This window comes from Paenibacillus sp. FSL H7-0940 (assembly GCF_037979415.1).
GTDB classification, from domain to species: domain Bacteria; phylum Bacillota; class Bacilli; order Paenibacillales; family Paenibacillaceae; genus Paenibacillus; species Paenibacillus amylolyticus.
Genome location: NZ_CP150280.1, coordinates 2,161,720 through 2,181,619 on the forward strand (window position 1 = coordinate 2,161,720; position 19,900 = coordinate 2,181,619).

The 19,900-nt window shown below is 43.2% G+C and carries 16 protein-coding genes; 5 read left to right on the forward strand and 11 right to left on the reverse strand.

From position 1 onward, the window contains the following. Positions 1-71: 71 nt before the first annotated feature. Positions 72-1,136 carry an ABC transporter substrate-binding protein gene (locus tag MHB71_RS09530; protein ID WP_340029408.1) on the reverse strand — a complete coding sequence of 355 codons (1,065 nt, stop codon included), beginning with the start codon at positions 1,134-1,136 and terminating at the stop codon, positions 72-74. A 249-nt stretch (positions 1,137-1,385) separates the two neighbouring features. Beyond that, positions 1,386-2,270, reverse strand: coding sequence for a pyridoxal 5'-phosphate synthase lyase subunit PdxS (gene pdxS, locus MHB71_RS09535; RefSeq protein ID WP_200868523.1), 885 nt, complete (start codon positions 2,268-2,270; stop codon positions 1,386-1,388). A 145-nt stretch (positions 2,271-2,415) separates the two neighbouring features. Here pdxS and MHB71_RS09540 point away from each other — a divergent pair, with 145 nt between their 5' ends. The 3 genes from MHB71_RS09540 (at position 2,416) to MHB71_RS09550 (ending at position 6,661) form a co-directional block, all read left to right on the forward strand. Beyond that, a complete protein-coding gene (locus tag MHB71_RS09540) occupies positions 2,416-3,906 on the forward strand; it encodes a PLP-dependent aminotransferase family protein (RefSeq protein WP_340029409.1) in 1,491 nt (496 codons plus the stop codon). Positions 3,907-3,965: 59 nt separating this feature from the next. Next, positions 3,966-5,987 carry an ATP-dependent DNA helicase gene (locus tag MHB71_RS09545; protein WP_340029410.1) on the forward strand — a complete coding sequence of 674 codons (2,022 nt, stop codon included), beginning with the start codon at positions 3,966-3,968 and terminating at the stop codon, positions 5,985-5,987. 146 nt (positions 5,988-6,133) lie between these two features. Continuing rightward, the gene (locus MHB71_RS09550; RefSeq protein WP_340029411.1) at positions 6,134-6,661 is read left to right on the forward strand and encodes a DinB family protein; all 528 of its coding nucleotides are present in this window, start codon (positions 6,134-6,136) and stop codon (positions 6,659-6,661) included. A 78-nt stretch (positions 6,662-6,739) separates the two neighbouring features. On the opposite strand, the gene MHB71_RS09555 is transcribed toward MHB71_RS09550, so the two are convergent. The 5 genes from MHB71_RS09555 to MHB71_RS09575 form a co-directional block, all read right to left on the reverse strand. Continuing rightward, positions 6,740-7,681 carry a family 43 glycosylhydrolase gene (locus tag MHB71_RS09555; protein ID WP_340029412.1) on the reverse strand — a complete coding sequence of 314 codons (942 nt, stop codon included), beginning with the start codon at positions 7,679-7,681 and terminating at the stop codon, positions 6,740-6,742. A gap of 30 nt (positions 7,682-7,711) precedes the next feature. Continuing rightward, complete coding sequence (locus MHB71_RS09560) at positions 7,712-9,430, reverse strand: discoidin domain-containing protein (RefSeq protein ID WP_340029413.1); 1,719 nt, start codon at positions 9,428-9,430, stop codon at positions 7,712-7,714. Between the two features lie 71 nt (positions 9,431-9,501). Then, positions 9,502-11,187, reverse strand: coding sequence for a hypothetical protein (locus MHB71_RS09565; protein ID WP_340029414.1), 1,686 nt, complete (start codon positions 11,185-11,187; stop codon positions 9,502-9,504). 161 nt (positions 11,188-11,348) lie between these two features. Continuing rightward, positions 11,349-12,218, reverse strand: coding sequence for a carbohydrate ABC transporter permease (locus MHB71_RS09570; protein WP_017688372.1), 870 nt, complete (start codon positions 12,216-12,218; stop codon positions 11,349-11,351). 18 nt (positions 12,219-12,236) lie between these two features. After that, a complete protein-coding gene (locus tag MHB71_RS09575; RefSeq protein WP_036616097.1) occupies positions 12,237-13,121 on the reverse strand; it encodes an ABC transporter permease subunit in 885 nt (294 codons plus the stop codon). Between the two features lie 317 nt (positions 13,122-13,438). Between MHB71_RS09575 and MHB71_RS09580 the strand changes: the two genes are divergently transcribed. Then, positions 13,439-15,148 carry a histidine kinase gene (locus MHB71_RS09580; RefSeq protein ID WP_340029415.1) on the forward strand — a complete coding sequence of 570 codons (1,710 nt, stop codon included), beginning with the start codon at positions 13,439-13,441 and terminating at the stop codon, positions 15,146-15,148. Further along, positions 15,148-16,497: a response regulator gene (locus MHB71_RS09585; protein ID WP_340029416.1), complete on the forward strand. Its 1,350-nt coding sequence runs from the start codon at positions 15,148-15,150 to the stop codon at positions 16,495-16,497. The genes MHB71_RS09580 and MHB71_RS09585 overlap by 1 nt, the downstream gene beginning before the upstream one ends. A 103-nt stretch (positions 16,498-16,600) precedes the next feature. On the opposite strand, the gene MHB71_RS09590 is transcribed toward MHB71_RS09585, so the two are convergent. The 4 genes from MHB71_RS09590 to MHB71_RS09605 form a co-directional block, all read right to left on the reverse strand. Further along, the gene (locus MHB71_RS09590; protein WP_340030154.1) at positions 16,601-16,936 is read right to left on the reverse strand and encodes a GNAT family N-acetyltransferase; all 336 of its coding nucleotides are present in this window, start codon (positions 16,934-16,936) and stop codon (positions 16,601-16,603) included. Positions 16,937-17,183: 247 nt separating this feature from the next. Next, a complete protein-coding gene (locus MHB71_RS09595; RefSeq protein WP_340029417.1) occupies positions 17,184-18,038 on the reverse strand; it encodes an AraC family transcriptional regulator in 855 nt (284 codons plus the stop codon). 106 nt (positions 18,039-18,144) lie between these two features. Continuing rightward, the gene (dnaN, locus tag MHB71_RS09600; protein ID WP_340029419.1) at positions 18,145-19,269 is read right to left on the reverse strand and encodes a DNA polymerase III subunit beta; all 1,125 of its coding nucleotides are present in this window, start codon (positions 19,267-19,269) and stop codon (positions 18,145-18,147) included. 27 nt (positions 19,270-19,296) lie between these two features. Next, a complete protein-coding gene (locus MHB71_RS09605) occupies positions 19,297-19,533 on the reverse strand; it encodes a ribbon-helix-helix protein, CopG family (RefSeq protein WP_076317852.1) in 237 nt (78 codons plus the stop codon). Between the last annotated feature and the right edge of the window lie 367 nt (positions 19,534-19,900).

Genomic DNA, 19,900 nt, shown 5'->3' on the forward strand with positions numbered 1-19,900 from the left:
GGTCCCTGATAACAAAAAAAGCCGCTAAAATAGCGACTTTTAATGGTACTATGTTTTTATTCTTGGCTTCATTACAACCCGAGATCATCAGCGAGTCCTTCAACACCTGTGAAGATGGAATCCCCGTAACCCCAGAAGTTGTTGAAATCAATAATGTAGATTTTTTTGTTTTTAACTGCGTTAATGTTTTGTACCTGTTTGTTGGCAAGCAGCTTCTCAATCGTCTGCTCAGGATCAATACCACCTGCATACCTCGAAATAATCATTGCATCCGGATTAATCTCGATTAACTTCTCCAGACTAAGTGTGCCAGTTTCATTAATCAGCATATTATGCATATTGATTAATGACATTGCACTTTCAATAAACGTATCACCATTTCCGTTGTAGATTCCAATCGTTCCATCACCATTATCCGAAAATGATGCATAGTTGATCGTTTCAGCGCTAGCTCGGGCCGACAAGGCATTCTCGCGTGCTTTTAGCGTCTCAATATATGCCACTGCATTGGCTTGTACGTTGAATATCTCACCTAATTCAGTAATATCCTGATACAGACTATCTAACGATGCATCAGGAACACTGGTGCTTTGTACATATGTTTTGATCCCCATATCATTCAAGCTGCTTACTGTACCAACACCCCAGTCCGCATCCTCAAACAATCCACCACGACCAACAACCAGGTCAGGCGTAGCCCCTATTGTCACTTCCTTGCCTACATAGCCTTCAGCTAGCACAGGAATTTGTTTAAACTCGTCCGCAATATCTTCAGGTACACTACCAAACAACGCAGCTACACCTACAAGTTTGTCTGTCAAACCAAGGCGAATCATCAGCTCGGCTGCACCTTGGGTATTGGCAACTACTCGTTCAGGTGCTTTATCGAAGGTTTGTTCTTTAGCCACCCATGTTCCATTTTCAGTCGTATAGTTAGAAACGGTTAATGGATACGTTGTTTGAGCAGCACCTGAAGCGGCTTCATCCGATGTCTTCTCAGCAACATTTTTCGTTGCTTGCTGCGAGTTATTGTTTGCCTGATCGCTACCATCATTACTATTGGAGCAGGCTGCAAGTACAACAACAAGTGCAGCAATAAAACAAAATAACATTCCTTTTTTAAAGTGTGTAGACATTTAATTCTCTCCCTTTTAAATCCTTAATTTTCTATTTATGCATTATGTAAAATAGTTATTGTCAGTATACAACAAATGTCGAATCTCGTAAATGATAATTATAATCATTCTCAATTGACAAGAAAATGGACATTCTCCTCTCCGTCTTTGCTTTTACTTTCGTCATGAATAACCAAAAAAGCCGATCAATTTGTATCCATTGATCGGCTTTGCTTGATACTATTTATTCTCCAGTTGTTCTATCTGCTCTTACCAACCGCGGTTGGACATGCGATCTTCTGGAGCCAATTTAGAAATTTCGATCCCTTTCATCGGGGCGCCCAAGTTTTTGGATACTTCGGCAATCAGTTTGTAATCCGTGTAATGTGTTGTCGCTTCAACGATTGCACGAGCGAATTTCTCCGGGCTATCGGATTTGAAAATACCTGATCCTACAAACACACCGTCTGCTCCCAGGTGCATCATTAATGCTGCGTCTGCCGGAGTAGCTACACCGCCTGCTGCAAAGTTAACGACAGGAAGTTTGCCATTTTCATGAACTTCGCGCAGCAACTCATAAGCTACACCCAGATTTTTTGCTTCAGCGTACAGCTCATCTTTGGACATGTTTTGCACTTTACGGAGCTGGCTGTTAATCAGACGCATATGACGAACTGCCTCAACAATGTTGCCCGTTCCAGGCTCACCTTTTGTACGAATCATCGATGCGCCCTCACCAATACGGCGAAGAGCCTCTCCCAAATCTTTGGCTCCACATACAAATGGTACAGTAAACTCATGTTTATCGATATGGAACACTTCGTCCGCAGGTGTAAGAACTTCACTTTCATCGAGATAGTCCACACCCAGGGATTCAAGCACTTTGGCTTCTATGTAATGACCGATACGTGCTTTGGCCATAACCGGGATAGATACAACCTTCATAACCTCTTCAACGATGGTTGGATCTGCCATACGAGCTACACCGCCGGCTGCGCGAATATCGGAAGGTACCCGCTCCAGAGCCATAACAGCTGTTGCCCCTGCCGCCTCAGCAATTTTAGCTTGCTCTGCATTCATAACGTCCATGATGACGCCACCTTTTTGCATCTCAGCCATTCCTCTTTTTACACGATCTGTACCTGTTTGCATGATTGTATTCCTCCTATTAACTTTGGGTGGTTTTCAATAAAGGCATCGCTCTAATCTATGATTTAGTATAGAATGAGATTGGTCATATAAAAAGATCCAATATTTTTGGTTTTTATTGTACCACTTCAATGATAACTCTGGAGGTCCTATGCAATTTCATGTAGCTTACAGTTCATATTTGAACCGAAAATATACAAAGATGAAGGCTCTATATCACGCTATTCGTGATGCTATTCATGAAGGAAATCTTATACATGGCGAGAAGTTACCCTCTACTCGAGAGTTAGCTGCGACGTATCACATTTCCAGAGGAACCGTGAATCAGGTTTATGATACGTTGACTGCTCAAGGTTACATTCATTCAGAGCATGGAAGAGGAACCTTTGTTGCTTATCAGTTGGATTTGAACAATAATGCGTCCACCGAGAAAGCTTGTACGCATCACTTATCCGCCTGGGGAAATCGTATTCAGCAGTTTGAACAGCAGACGATTCAAAGAAATGCAACATCTAATGCTCATACACATGATTCCAGAATGGATAGTGACGAAGTGATCGACTTTAGCAAATATCAACCTGATTTCTCCAAGTTTCCTTACGATGAATGGAATAATCGATTGTATGCAGAGATAAGGCAGCGTGAGCATCACCTGAAAACAACCTCTGCCATGGTTAGTTCAACCGGGGATCCAAAATTGAGAGAAGCCATTGCTGCCTATCTGCGGAGGATGCGGGGCATTCAAGTCGATCCGGATCATATTGCAGTAACTGCAGGCTCCATGCAAGCTATAGCTCTACTCACTCAATTACTTGCAGATCCTGGGGATTATGTAGTGACAGAGAGTCCTTGTTATGTCGGGATTTCTAAAGCCATATTGGCTGCGGGTGCAAAGTTGATTGAAGCCAATCTCGATGGTCAGGGCGTTGTGCCCCAAGACTGGGAAGCGCGTATGTTGTTTGTCACGCCGTCACGACAGTTTCCTACTGGTGAAATGCTCAGTCTGGAACGCAGACAAACCTTGCTGGACTGGGCACAGCGAAATGATGCCATGATTGTTGAGGATGATTATGATAGTGAATTCCGATATCGCGGAATGCATGTTGAACCACTGAAAACACTCGATAAAGCAGGATGTGTAATCTACCTGGGTAGTTTTACCAAAACCTTGCCTTTAGAAGTACGACTTGGTTATGTGGTTCTTCCCCCTACCTTGGCAGATACCTTTAGAAAGGCACAGGCATTATACGAGCCAAGACCCGTCAACCTGATCGAACAACGGGCATTAGCTGCATTCATGACAAGTGGTCAATATGAACGTCATCTGCGCAGAATGAATCGATTATACAGTCGGAAATTCCATCTGTTACTCAAACTTTTGAACAAGCAGCTCTCTACATGGTTTGATTGGGTGGAGAATGAAGCGGGTCTACACGTGTTTGGTTGGTGGCAAGGTAATGTGACCACTTATGAGGCCTTTCGGGAATCAGCTAGGTCACAAGGTGTGGTATACTCAGAAGTCAGCAGTTCAACGGCTGTTGGTATGAAGTATGGTATCTATTTGTCTTTTGCACATTTGTCAGATGAACAATTACAGGAAGGCGTATCCAGATTGAAAAATGCCGTTACAACTGCATTGTGAGGTAAATCGTCTCCAAAGTGAGTACAAGAAGATCATCATTCGGAAGAGAGGCGATCGTTATGAATTGGTTAAATGAACTTTATAAAATGAATAAGCAGGAACCGGACAAGGAAATCGAACGTTCTCTAGTTAACGCCATCTTCCGAATATATGACCGTTTCCCCCGAATTGGCCTTAGAGAGCGGATCGGACAGCAAGAAATGTCTCTCGATATCGCCGATGCTTATATCCATGGACATAATGCCATGATTGAAGCTGGTGTCGGAATCGGTAAGTCTTTTGCGTACCTGATCCCAAGTCTGCTCACGAATCAAATGTCTCAGAAACCAGTCATTATAGCTACCTCCTCCATTCAGCTTTCGGAACAGATACATAAAGATTTAAGGACTATTGGTAGCCGGTTGGGACTCTCAACGGTTCGCTCCGTGGTGGGAAAAGGCATGGGGCAGTATGCCTGCCGAAGTAGAGCAGCGGAATGGATCAGTCTTAATGATGCAAACTCCTCCGTGTCTAACCTTGCCCAGCGCATATTAGATTATGAAATTGATGAAAGAGCCGATATTAAAGCTGGAATTAGTGATGCTGAATGGTCCCACGTTTCCGTGAATGATTGCAAATTTGAACGTTGTCATCACAAAAATGCATGTTTGTTTTACGATATGAGAGCGAAATTAAATGCAAAAGCTCACGAGATTGATTTTATTATCGTGAACCAGGACTTGCTCATACGAGATTTGATGAAGAAAAAAGAAGGAACCAAGAGCATCATCTCAGAACAGCCTGCTCTGATCGTCATTGATGAAGCGCATAATCTGGAAGCAAAAGTTCGGGATGCCAGAACACTCGAGTTCACTTATCGGGGAATCTGCCGCATTCTGGATAACACGGTGCAGCTTCTAACGAAGCAGTCCGGGGATAAAAGTCTCTTCTCACAATCCAAGTTCATCAAAAACTGCGCTGAGCGCATCTTCAAACAGGTAAACGCGGATCTGCTCCACCATGCCAAGCAGGATAACGACCGAATCAAAGTGTCGGAAATCAAAGGAATACCGTTAAACCAAGTCTTAAACGATTTAAAAGATCTCAGTCTGCGACTTTCCATTTTGACCTCACGCCACGAGCGGGAGATCGATGACGCTTTTGAAGCCATCAACGGGCTTATTACCCTCATTCGTGTCTTATCTGAAATAGAGGACAACTATCTCTTATGGGCAAGCAGTCCCCTGGGAGTAGCCACGATCAGCATCTGTCCCAAAGATATAAGCCAATTTCTGAAATACGCTTTATTCAATGGCAAGGTACCTGTAATCCTAACATCAGCAACGCTGTGCCAAGGCGGGGATACGCTGGAGGAACAATATTCTTATATGACGCACTCCCTCGGTTATAAGGGAGATTTCCTAGAGCGCCAACCCTCCCCTTTTGACTACACCAACCATGCCATGATGTATATTTCGAACAAAGTTCCCTATTACCAACATGACCAGCGGGAAATCTATCTTGAAGCAGCTTATAAGGAATTGGTTCAACTCTGTAATCTAACTCAAGGAAGAACAATCGTCCTTTTTTCAGCAAAAGAGGACATGAAGTACATTCACAAAAAGTTGATCTCAAAGGCTAATGAATACACATGGGCAGTCCATGTTCAAAAAGAAGGATCATCACAGGAAAGTGTCATTGCCGATTTCAGGAAAAGCAAAGGTGTACTCCTGGGTACCGGTGTATTCTGGGAAGGTGTGAATATCGAGGGGTCTGACCTGTCACAGGTCATTATTTTCCGCCTGCCCTTTCCTGTCCCGTCGGACCCTGTTTATGAATATAAGGCATCTGTAACGGAGAATCCCTTTATGGAGGTGTTTGTACCGGACATGCTTCTTCGGTTACGGCAAGGAACGGGTCGTTTGATTCGTAGTGAAACGGACCTCGGCATACTCAGCATACTTGACTCCCGTCTCAGCGCAGCCGCTAAAAAGAGTTATCGGGAACAAGTGCTGGACACCTTGCCGTTCAAAAAAGTGACGGAGGATTTTGAGGTTTTAGAGAAGTTTGTGCAAAATAAAAGGATACGACGTACGGATTAGAAGTGGTATAACCAAACGCTATAAGACTGCTCCATTTACATGAAGCAGCCCTTCCACCTATCAAGCGGAAGGGCCAATTTCGATGCTGGAAGTAAGATTTATGCTACAATATATTCCAGATCTATGATCACAAAGGAGGCATTACCATGGTTGAAAGACCAACTACAGAGGAATATGCAGCTTATTATGAAGGGTACATCCAGCTTGTTCCTGAAGGGAACATCATCGAACGCTTAGAGCTACAAGCCAACATCATACCAACCTTGCTCTCTTCATTGACAGAGGAGCAAGCAAATTATCGTTACGCCGAAGGCAAATGGAGCGTGAAAGAGGTCATCGGTCACCTTTTGGATAACGAACGCATCATGAGCAGCCGATTGCTTCGCATCGCCAGAGGTGAGCAAGCGAATCATACCGGCTACGATCAGGACGTGCTTATGCAGAGCCATCCCTTCAATGCGTATACCGTAGCTGATTTGAATGAAGAATATGCTGTCATACGTCGCTCAACCATTCTTATGCTCCGTCACCTCACCCCGGAAGCATGGCTCTGTAAAGGGATCGTCAGTGATAATCCTGCTTCAGCTCGATCGATTGCATTTGTTATGGCTGGGCATGAGCTCCACCATTGTTCAGTACTTCGCGATCGCTATTCGTTAGATTTGAAATTATAAAATTCATTCAAAAAGACTTTGAACCTGCATTCGCTGTAGGATCAAAGTCTTTTCTCATCAGTCGTTTTATCGTTCAAATTATCGTTCAAAATGAATCCGATATGCGTCCTCTCGCAAAGATAATGTGGAATAATCATTTAGAATCGGAATGTCCCCATTGAATTCAATGGGCAGTACCACATAGCTGGACTGAAAATAATCCGATCCGTTCCAGCGATCTGCAAAATACAGATACTCCTCCGCTGATCGTTTCAGCACAAACGCTGGTTGCGTTTGGTACGTCGTTTCATCGCCAAAATCGCTGAGCATCCCCCATGGACCATCCATCGTATTAGCCATCGCGTATTTCCCTTGATCGGGAGCCCAACCCGTGCAAAATGAGGTCACCATATAATACTTCCCGTTCCGCTTGAAGACGGCTGGCGCCTCCCGATACTCCCCCTGCCACAGCTTTCCGATAAGACTTTCGACATTAAGGTAATCCTCCTGCAGACGATAGATGTGCAGGTCCCCATTGTCTCTGGCAGACGAAATAAAATAAGCTGTCCCGTCATCGTCCTGAAAGAGCGTGCAGTCACGCGACATATACCCGTACGGATTAAAGCTGCCATGATACACGAAATGACTATCCGGATAATCAGATGTGGCGATGGCGCATGCGGCATCGTTGTAATTGTTACCATTCTCATAGTGAGCCCAGAGTACAAACTTTTTGGTCACCGCGTTGAAAAGCACTTTAGGCCGTTCGAGATTTACTTTTCCACCTTTATCGTTCACTAATGCCAGATTTGTCCGAACTCGAATGGGTGCAGCTGGTGTAGAGGTGGTCAAGATATGGTTTCGAAACTCCCAGTTGAATAGATCTTTGGAACGATAACAACTAACATATATATCGTCCCTCCGATCTTCGCCATACCAGTAATAATAATCGTCATGGAATAACATATGTCCACCATGGGCATGGATCGGCTGACCGCTTGAATCATTCCAGATGCCACCATTGGTTAATTGATTATTCACACCGTTACCTCTCTTCTTTTAAGAACAACATTAATTGGTGTCAGATCCAAATACCTTCACTTCCCATAGTCTTGGCGTGTACCAATTGTTGGGATTGTTATGAAGTGCCGCATTTTGCATATTAATTCGTACATACCTGGCAGCAGTGCTCGATAGCGTATCTGATGTGAAACCGTAAGATGTATTATTGGTTCGATCCAATGCCACGGTCCAGTTTACATTATCCGTACTGGTCTCGATTTTGTATTTGTAAAAACCTTCGGAGCCTTTTTGCATCCACCAGGAGATTTGCACATTATTCAATTGCTGAACAGAGCCGAGGTCGACCTTCCACCAATGTGGCCAGGAACTGCCTGTGCCTACCCATTCGGTTTGATAGTTGCCATCATTAGCATAACTTGCCGGATTTGTTCCAGTAACCGTTTGGGCTGTTGCCGGTTTACCTTGTGACAGCAGTTTTCCATTCAGAACGGGAACGACAACATCATCGCTTGTGTTGTAAAGGACTTGATCAAAATAATCATAAAATGCGTAACCATCAGAGAACCAAACGGGAAGCAGTCGTTCCTCTGTTGTTCCATTTTGCGTACCTGCCCAGCCGAACATCCAGCGATACGCAACCATAACCACGTTGTTGCCCGTATCTGGCTTCACCCGCATGACGGAACCCGACTGCGCCGAGAAGGTTGACGTGTTGCCAATCGTCCGTAATTCAGACCAATCTCCGTCTATGCTTGTTGCTGATGAATACAGAGGGATACTCGGATACCAACCTGCCGTCTGGGATGAGAACAAATAATAAATACCATCTTTTTTGATCATCTTGGGTAGTTCTCTGTGTTGATTTTGATAAATAACAGAAACTTGATGATCCACATCCAACCAATCGGAGGTTAACTTATATAAGATGGTGTCCGAATTATTATTGGCGGTAGAGATCAGATACGCCGAATCATCGTCATCTTTTAAAATGGAGATATCCCGGGATTGGTTCCCTTCCGGCCGAAAGCTTTTGTGAAATGTAAAGTCTTCTCCAGGCGTGGTCGAAGCCACAGATACTCTGGCAAGTGTGTAGTCTGTACTGTTTTCATAGTGAGCCCAAAAAACAAACTTGTTTGTTGGCGCATGGTAGAGGATATTGATCCCCTCAAATTTAGAGTTCGCCAGATCGGGATGATCTGTGTAGGAAAGGACCACTTTATCGTTACCATAGTTGATGTCATCCGTTGACGTCTGTTGAATCATTTCGCCAAAACCGCCTGATGACTTTTGCACAAAGTTAAATCTGTAGTAGGTGTCTCCAACTTTAAGTTCATTCGGGAGCATGAGCGTTGATTGCGTTGTGTTATCAAAAGTTGTGAGGTTCTCTGGAAGGCTGTAAGGGGTATATTCTGGCGAGACAGCGGAGGTTAACAAGGAAGTTCCGCCATATGACTTCACTTGATATTTGTACGAACTACCTATGTTGAGGTCATAATCATCCGTCATTGTACCGGTTAAGGTCTGTAATAACGTATAAGGCGCATTGTTCTCGGATCTGTACAACTCGTATGCAGTCGCTCCCTGGACAGGTGCCCAATGGATTTTGGCATTGGATACTTCAGTTTCATTCTTCAGGACAAACAGTGTTGCGGCGATCTTGGTCTCTTCACCAGTAGCAGCGTGAACGGTTTGAGCTGAGGACGTTAAATGAACTGTTAACAACATCAATGCAATGACGATAGCCATCCACGATTTACCTTTGATCATGTCTCATCATCTCCTTTTTTAGAAGACCAACCTTCCTGTTGCCGGAAGGCTGATCCAGGTGAAACTTGACTTTATTTCAAATTCATCAGTGTCATTACATCCGTCTCGCTGGCTTGGTTGTACCATTCATTAACTTCTTCGATAACGGTGTCTCCGCCTTTTTCATGCCACTGTTTCACAAAGGTATCAAATGCTTCAAGTGGCTCATTGCCATATATGATTTTGGTGAACGTCTCCTGTTCCATGGTGGTCAACTGTTCCCACACATTTTGCATCGTTGGCGTTGGCGGACCGTTAAACTCATTTGGCAGTAAAACATCTCTGTTTTCATACGAAATCCGATATCCATCCTGTGTTGTTTGATCCTTCGAGGCGCTCTGAATGAGGACACCCGTGTCGGCTTTAACTCCATTCGCCAGATCGTAGTAGGATTGGCCGGGACCATCAACACTCGGTGTATTTTTGGTAAATGCCATTTTTCCAACGCCTTGTACAGCCTCTAATGGTGTATTGAATTTCGTTGGATCAAAAGTGACTTCATCGTTAACGATATCGTAATCGTATCCTTGAGCGTACCCGTACTTGAAATCCCCGGTGCTGAACGCCGCATCGTACATTTTATCGTAGTACAAGAAGAAGGCTTCCATGTTCTGAAAATCCTTGTTAAACATGAACACACCATCGTTCAACTGGGCGGATTGATAGGTCTTATCACCGTTCACGCCTTGAATGGTCGGATAAGCACTAATTTTTGCACCCTCCACATTTTTCTCTACGTCCTTCACACTGTCGTAAAGCCAAGGACGACCAATGATGATACCAGCTTTCCCCTCCGTAAAATCAGACAGTGCATCCCAGGCCCCTTGGGTGGCCAATTCTTTGTTCAAATACCCTTTTGCATACCAATCGCGTAACTTGGCCAGTGCCTCTTTGTTACCATCAGCCACAGATCCATAAGTAAGTTTGCCGTTGTTGTTATACCATTGCCTTGGAAGGTGTTTGCCCGTGTATGCGCTGAATATCATGACCGGATCGCTGACCCAGCCCGTATTGTAGGAATCTTTCCCCGAAAATGTAAAGCCGTATGTGTCTTTCTTGCCGTTCCCATCGGGGTCCTCATTAGTGAACGCCGCGATGACTTGCTCAAACTCTTCAATCGTTGTTGGCGCTTTCAAATTCAATTTGTCCAACCAGTCCTTACGGATCAACATGACTTCGCCTTCCGTCAGATTCGGCGCAATCGCCATCCCGTAGACCTTACCCTCCCTAACCACTGGATTGAAGGTGGTCGGGTATTGTTTGTATATTTCTTTTATCCGGTCAGGCATGTAGGTTGAGATGTCTTCTGTAATCTCCTTGACCTGCCCCGACTCAATCAGATCATTGACCAGCATGGTGTCATAGACAGGCAGAACGTCTGGCAGCTTCTCGGAACCCGTCAGTGCCAGCCGCAGCTTGGTATTATATTGTGAAGCATCACCTCCCAGCAGGGTGGTTTGGATTTTGATACCCAGGTTTTGTTCGCCCCAGCGAGTCAATACATTGTCATTCAACGTCTCACCGTTGATGTACTTTCCAGCATTTTCATCCTGTTGTTTGGCGATGGTGATTGTAAACGGTGGATCATATTTTCCGTCTTTAAGCACCGAAGCCGGTGCGGTCTCGGAAGCACTCTCCCCTTTGCTACAGCCAGCCATAAGAACAGCCGACAGCATAACCATACTTACCATTTTCCATAAATCAGTTCTTTTCTTCATGGAAACATGCCCCCTTCACTCATACTCAATTTGTTTTCTATATAAGTTCAACTAATTGCCTATTTACACTGGCACTCCGATGACAGAACAACCTTCCGATCGCTGTTATCGTGTAAATTTTAGTTGAACATATATAGTGATCCAATTTTTCGTCATCCTAACTATTCTTTGACGGCTCCTAGTACAATTCCCTTCACGAAATATCGTTGTAAAAAAGGATAGACCAAAATGATCGGCAGCGTACTGACAAAAATTTGCGCTGCCTTGATGCTCTGTTCAGACATGGCTGCCACCTCAGACTGGCTCATCGCCATATTTTGCATATTGCTCTGCACGACAACGGTCTGTAAGAACGAAGCCAGCGGATACTTACTTGCATCCGACATGTACAATATCCCGTCAAACCAGGAGTTCCAGTGCCCCACCATAATGAACAAGGATACGGTCGCGATGCCAGGCAGAGATAATGGTAAATATATTTTGCTGAGAATTACGAAAAAGGACGCTCCGTCAATGAAAGCTGCTTCTTCCAAGGCTTTTGGAATCGTTTTGAAAAAATTGACGAGAAGAATCAAATTATAAGCACCGAAAGCGCCCGGTAACACAAGAGCCCAGATGGTATCCTTTAATCCAAGGGCTGTGATCAATATGTAAGAAGGTATCAATCCCCCCGAGAAGAGCATGGTAAAGATAAAAAACCACATGAGCACATTGCGTCCTCGGAATTCCTTGGACAAGGCATATCCTGCACAGGTAAGGATAAACATGCTGATGGTTGTACCCAATACGGTTCGAGTGATGGATGTCAGCATGGCACCGTTGAAATTAGAATTGTTGAACGTTTTTACATAGGCATCCACGTTGAACCCCACCGGCCAAAATGAAACCATATTACCGCTAATGGCCGCTTTACTGCTTAGAGATTGCGCCAACAGATGAAGCAGTGGAAGAAAACACGCCAGACCCGCCAGTATCATGAACGCGTAATTAAAATAGGAGAATACTCTATAACCTGTCGTTTTATGGTACATGATCCCTCCCCCTCCTTGTTAGAATATTTTGTAATTGGCATACTTATAGGCCAGCCTGTAAGAGACAACGATCAAGATCAAGCTAATTCCCGATTTGAACAGTCCTACAGCGGTCCCGAAGCCGTATTGCCCGTTTAACAAGGATGAACGGTAGACATAGGTGTCAATGATATCTCCCGTACTGTAGACAAGCGGATTGTACAGATTGAAGACCTGATCAAAGCCCGCGTCCAGAATATTGCCCAGACTCAGCGTAGAAATGACGATAATCATAGGCAACATGCTAGGCAAGGTGACGTATCGAATTTGCTGCCGGCGTGTGGCACCATCAATCTCGGCCGCTTCGTAATAAGAAGGATTAATTCCCGCAATGGTCGCCAGATAAACAATCATGCCAAAGCCAAAACTCTTCCACACATCGCTGATCACAACCGTGAATCGAAACAGATCAGGATCTCCCAAGAAGTAAATGGGATCGTTCCCGAAAATACGTGTCAAGATGTGATTGATTCCTCCGTCTAATCCCAGAATGTCAATCATCAACCCTGCCACAGTAACCCAGGACAAGAAATGTGGCAGATACACCAGTGTCTGTACACTTTTCTTAATGCCCATATTTCGGATCTCGCTCAGTAGAATAGCCATGACGATCGGAACGATAATACCAACGATAATTTTAGAAACGGCGATAATCAGTGTATTAACAATCGCTTGTGTCGCTTCTTTGTATTGGAAAATTCGTTCGAAATTATCTAACCCGATCCACCGTGAACCTGTGATGCCAAGCCATGGTTTGTAGTCCTGAAATGCCATGAGCAAACCCACCATCGGGCCATAAGAAAAGATGCAGACAAACACAAATGCGGGAATACACAGTACGTACAAAGGCCAGCTTTTCTTGATTTCCTTTTTGAATGAAGTCCGCTGGGAAAGCTTTTTTTTTGTTTTTTTCGCGGATCTGGCGGGCACAATCTCGTTAATGTTGCATACCTCCTCTATGATGGCTTTTCGAAAGCGATCCTTGAAGATAAGCTTAACAAAAGCGCTTTCACTCCAAAATGCCAAAATTTCAAGATCATCACCCCACCCTGAAGCACTTTGAAACCGCTTTTATTTATCACTCTTGCTGCCCTTCCGCTTTTTGAAGGTTTGGCTTATATTAAAGTTAATTCGATATGGATTTTAAACTTCTACGTTTATCGATATGAAAGGAAACACATATGATCAGAAAAATGTATATGAAGCGATTCATCTATTTCTTTGTTTTTTTTCTGCTGCTGACGTTAAGTTTGTTTTTCGTGATGAACCGATTAAGCTCCAAGACACTTGAAGAAAATCTGATTGGCGCTTCCAAAAATCAGCTTGATTATGTGAAAGGCATTCTGGACGGGATTATATACGAGGCTAACATGTACGGAGTTCAATATGCGGCAGACAGTGATGTCCGGTTTTACCAGAGGCATGTTATCGAACTGAGCAATTACGATTCCCAAATGAAGAAAAACGAGATTGTTGATCGCTTGCGGCAAACGCTCCTATCCAGTCGATCGATTGAATCGATCGGCATTTACTGGAAGTCTGAAGAAACGTTTCTGTCCACCAACAGTACGCCGGAGGCAAGACTTCCGTTCAAGGATGTTCATCAACGGGGATGGCAAATCGTCGGCAATAGCTTGTATTACTTTGCCCTCTACCCTTACATCCAAAAATCCGGACAAAATGAACCCACTCAGTACGTCGTTGGTGTAAAGCTGAATACCGATTATTTGAAAAATCTGCTGAAAAAGGCTGTGAACAACGACAGCTCAAACGCTTTTTTTTGGTTTAATTCCCATCAGTTATGGAGTGAGAAAGAAGTCGACAACGATCTATTGAAAGCGGTTACTGATATACTTTCTCCACAGCCGGAGATCACTTTGAAATATGATTATCACACCAATTCAGACGACTATTATGTTCTTTCCCGATATATTGAATCAATCGACGCCTACCTGATTACATATACACAGACAAATGATTTTCTGCAACCGATTGACCGCAACCGTAAAGTTTTTTTTGCCAGTATTTTAGCCGTTTTCACGCTTGGTCTGGTTGTGATCTTTACGTTTTATCGGAACTACTACCGTAATATTCGTTTGTTGGAGCGGAAGTTTTCACAGGTCGAACAAGGCAATCATAATACTCGTATTACCGAAAATACGGATAGAGAGTTTTACAGCCTGTTCAGAAGTTTTAATCATATGGTTACCGAGATCCAGGATCTGTTCGTATCCTTGAAGACTGAAACGGAACTAAGACGAAGTGCGGAACTTCAACAACTCCAAGCTCAGATTAATCCTCATTTTTTGTACAACAGTTTGTTTTTCATCATGTCGGTGGCTCAGTTTTCACCTGATTCTGTCATGCGCATGAGCAAACATCTAGCTGAATATTATCGTTATTTAACCAAATTGGACCGGCATGAAGTCACGCTGGAAAGCGAGCTTCAGTTTGCGGAACATTTCCTGATAATTATGGCTCTAAGCAAAAAAATGGAGTACAGCATTGATCTGCCGTCGGAATTGTCCTCCCTTCCCCTCATGCCGCTGATCATCCAGCCAGTGGTTGAAAATGCGATTCAACATGGCATTGAAGGACAACAAGGTGCCCATCGGGTGACGATTGATGTCAAACAGACGGAAGCTGCGATAACGATCAAGGTCTCCGATGACGGCAAAGGTCTTTCACTGGATGATATCCGTAGCCTGGAGGCTCGGCTTGAGAGTGATACCCCGCCTGAAGGAATTAAAGGCATAGGGCTCTGGAATGTAAATCAACGTCTGAAAAATACGTACGGCGAACGTAGCGGGTTACATTTTTGTACTAATGATTGGGGCGGCTTGTCCGTCCTGCTGCTCATCAGCATTCCCACGGTGAAAGGAGATAACTAATGCGATTATTAATCGTGGATGACGGACATTATGTCGTTGAGTATATGAAGCACTTGCTCGATTGGAACACCTTTGGCATTGATCAGATCGAGACGATGACCAATTCGATTGAAGCCCGAGACATGTTGACTCAAAACCACATCGATATTCTGATCACTGACATCCGAATGCCTGAAGTCTCTGGTATTGATCTGCTTCAACATATCCACCAACATAACTTATCAACCAAAGTGATCATCCTTTCCGGCTACTCCGAGTTCGAATATGCGCAACAAGGAATTCGTTTAGGTGCGCTGGACTACTTGCTCAAACCTGTCGACAAAGATGATGTGGAGAAAGCCATGTCCAAAGCCATCAACAATATTACAAAGACACGGCCCGCTCAATCTGTTGCATGGGAGAACTTCGATGGATTGGAGTATCTGCTTTCACTTCTTGGTCATAACGAGACATTAAGGAAGCAATATGATGCGTATACTGAATTTTTAGGTCATCGTCGTATGTGCTGCTTCAAGCTGGAGGGTTTCACACAGGAACATGAGGATGCTATAAAACATGCTGTCGGAGACAAATTGGATCGTCTCGTGTGGGCTGCGGGAACGCGACTGTTCGGTCTTGTTCCGGAAGAAGCTGCTGGGGAACTGACCATCAAACTGGAGCAATCAGTCGCGTCTCCTCCCGTTTCATTGACCGACCGAAACGTGACCCGGCAGATGTTCTACAGGTTCTTTCTTAATGAGGACGTACACTTAGAAGACTTCAATGGCATATTCAACCATTCTCCGTCATGCGGTGATTGGGAGTCGGCGGGAAATATCATTAAAAAATATGATCAAATCCATCTCCATAAGCAAAAAATAATCTTTCTCATGGAGACCATTCTATATGTATATCTGACGGATAAGGATCGCGATCCCTCTGAAACCGTGGAGTGGATATTCAACCAGTTACGCTATCCTGATGAACTATCCTCAACTCTCATGGATCGGGTCAGTCGGATCAGAAACAACAAACAGATGTCGATTCAAACTATCGTTGACAAAGTACAAACGTATATCGAAGACCATCTGTCACATGGCCTTAGCCTGGATGAACTGGGGAAAGTTGCACATCTCCATCCCGTTTACTTCTCCAAACTGTTTAAACAAGAAACGGGCGAAAATGTGTCAAACTACATCTCCAGGAAGAGGTTGGAGAAGGCTTCTCAACTGCTTCAAGATTCGGAACTCCGTGTAGCCGATATAGCCCAGATGGTTGGTTACCGAAAAAATCAATATTTTATCCAGTTGTTCAAAGTGGAATATGGAGTTACGCCCTACCAGTACCGCAGAAATATGATCCATCAATGACTTCGGTTGAATATGTTACATAATGGATATGTCTAATGCGATACCGAAAAAGCCCAACTTCCACTCTTCAGTTTAAAGAGTGAGTTGGGTCTTTGTAGTGCAATTAATGGGTTAGGTCGATCATCTTATCAAAGCAATATGAATCTTTGTCATAGCCGTTATGCTCATAAAAAGTATGGGCGTCGGTTCGCTTCATTCCGCTGCATAAAATAATACTTGATATTCCCCGTTCTTTAGCATAATTTTCAGTCTGTCTTAGTAGTTTTGTACCTATCCCTCTATTTTGCAACTCCCTTTTAACAGCAAGCGCCTGAATATGTAGATAACCAATTGGAACTCCTACAGATAATGACTGTACAATAGTTACAAAACCGACCACATTATTTTCTATCAATGCGACAAATGTTTTGTAATTCCCGGCCTTATTCATCTCTTCCATAGTCACTAGGAAGTTTGCATCATTAACATTACGAATTTCAAGTACATCATTCCATAAAAGAACAACTTCAGCATAATCATCTGATATAATTTCTCGAATTTTAATATCCCTCTATTTGTGTTAAGGTTCTCCGCGCTATTTGCAACGGCAAGTTATAGGGCCATCCTTTGTGGGGATGACCTTTATTAATCTAGATTTGTTCAGTTTACATCTTCGTTAACGCCTGCAATTCGCTCGCATAAGAGGGTTATTTTTTCTTCACCGGTATCCAGATTTCTCCTGAACCATCCCCATGCCGTGCCATTCCATAATACATTTCGAAAGTAGGGCCCTCAACCTGTTCGTATTCAGATGTCGGAAACCACTCAGAATAGATTCGTTCCCATAGTTTTTGCATATCACACTGCGGCTCCGGGAAGACCGCCCACGTTAATGTTGGGATAGCAAGTTTTGTGAATCTCTCCGGAATCTCAAGCCCCTTAGGTACATGATAACAGATCATGTATTTGAAAGATTCTTTAGTGTGATCATAAAGGGCGGCGTGTAACATGGTGTCACCAAAACGTCCCAGTAAGTCGTTCATCATATCAACGCTGCCATCATCATCACATTTTATACGGAATAGAGGAACTTCAGAGAACGCTGTTTTCTGGTCTGCATTTATAATTCCATATACTCCAAACATCTCAAAAGAATCTCTTTGCTCAATACGGTAATTCATTTCGACATCCCCTTTTATTGAAATATGAAAGGACATTCGAGGATAGGCTTTTAGAGAAACGCCTGTATCACGCGCGGATATAGGCATAATACCATGAAGATTCTTAAAGGCGCGTGCAAACCCCTCCGGCGAATCATATCCATATTTCATAGCTACATCAATAACCTTTGAGCCTGTTGTCTGCAGTTCGAATGCCGCCAATGTCAACCGTCGACGTCGAATGTATTCCGATAACGTTACGCCAGTAATAAATGGAAACATTCTTTGAAAATGATAGGTAGAGCAACAGGCTCTATGTGCTATTTCATCATATGAAATAGTGTCCGCTAAATTTGTTTCGATATATTCCATGGCACTATTCATCCTGACCAACCAATCCATCGTACTCCCTCCCTTCAAGGTAATTTTATGGGAAATAAATAATGAATACCTTGCAATTTCTGCACGAAAAAGTCAGTAAAAAACTTGCTCTTATGGATGATACGCTTCACCGGGTCATTACTGGAGTAATCAAGAACAGAGTAGACATGAGCGAATCATCTGGAAGTACGACGACGGGACTCGTTTTTCCTGCATATCTTAATCGGATACTCTCGCAATCTATGTTACGAAGTATATCGATAAAAAACTTTCCATTTAGTGATACCATAAATTCTTCCCCACACATCTCTAATAGTGGAATTTCATTGTGAATATCTCCAACATCGGCTGTTTTGGACAATAGTTTTAATGTATCTGCATTAGCTACTAATCTAATCACTTGTTCACTAGCCATTACAGTTACGCATTCAACTGCTCTCAACAAACATGCTGTATCAACTGCGATTTCACACAAATAAGATTGAGGGATTACATTCTTTATGGATGGGAACGTTCCTTCAATAAGAGCAGACTCCACTTTCAGTCCAGTTGTCACGAATTTAACTCGATTATTACTCACTTCAATTTCAGTTGTGTCATCTGTTTTGTTTAATATTTTCGATAATTCATATAGATTTTTCGCTGGAATAATAGCGTTCAAACTGTTGTGGGTAGCATCTTCTAAATGCAAAGCGCGGTATGCAAGCCGCACTCCATCTGTAGCAATTAAGTTAAGACAATCATTACTGCATTCCAAAGAAACTCCTGTTAATATGGGGCTGGTCTCGGACGTTGATGCTACGATTACTAGCTGTTTAATAGTCAAACGAAGTAAGGAAGTACTAATGCGTAGTTTAGTAGAAGGGAACGCCTCTCCATCATCGATGGAAGGGAATTCTGTAGGGTCCATTCCGCATAAACGTAATTGAGAATGACCGGATACAATCGAAAGAATCATTGGCTCTTTAATTTCAAGTATAACTTTGTCATGATTAAATTTACGAATAATATCGTGAAAATAACGCGATGGTATAACAATAGCCCCTGTTCTTTTTACAGTCAGAGAAACACCATCTTGAGCAATCATAGACTGTATCGTCATACTTGTATTACTTGCCGTAAAAGTAACGCCATCTGCACCTGCTTGAATATGTATTCCTTGAAGAATAGGTATTGAACTATTTTCTGCTACTGCCTTTATCACATATTGTATGGCATTCATAAGAGAATTTTTTGTTATCTCTACCAGCAAAGACCTCACCTACCTCGAATAAAAAAATTATTTTGTATAGAAGGACTCAATGATGTTACGTATAGCCTCCGAACGAGAAAGTTTATGCTCTGTGCAATGGTTTTCGATTTCCCCCCACATGTCCTCTGTTAGAGTTAAAGATATTTTTTTAGTCACACCTATACTCTTTCTCCCGGAACCTTCTCGCAGACCACCTCTCGAAAAGACAAAACCTAACTGCCCTTCTTTATTAGCGACACCAACTTTAACCTTATTATTGTTCAATATAATGACGCTCCTTCATTTTGATTTAGGTAACCTCATTCAAATGGATCTCTTCTCATATTATCATGTCTCTACATGGATTTACAATATTTCAAAAGCGATTGCTGAAGAACAACTCATCGAATGTAAAGCTGGGACTATCTCAAAAGGAATTCCCTTCGCTTCAAGCGCTAACGAACCTACCACACTCTAAACGGCGGATTTTTAAGGAACGCAGCATGTAACGAACCTCATTAACTTAATTCCATCGTAAACCGCCTAAACATCAAATAAATGGACCAACTCGATGAAATAACGTCTCTATGATTCGTTAGAATTCAAACCTATGCAAATGAGAGCAAATAGCGTGTGCTAGGTCCGTTAGAAC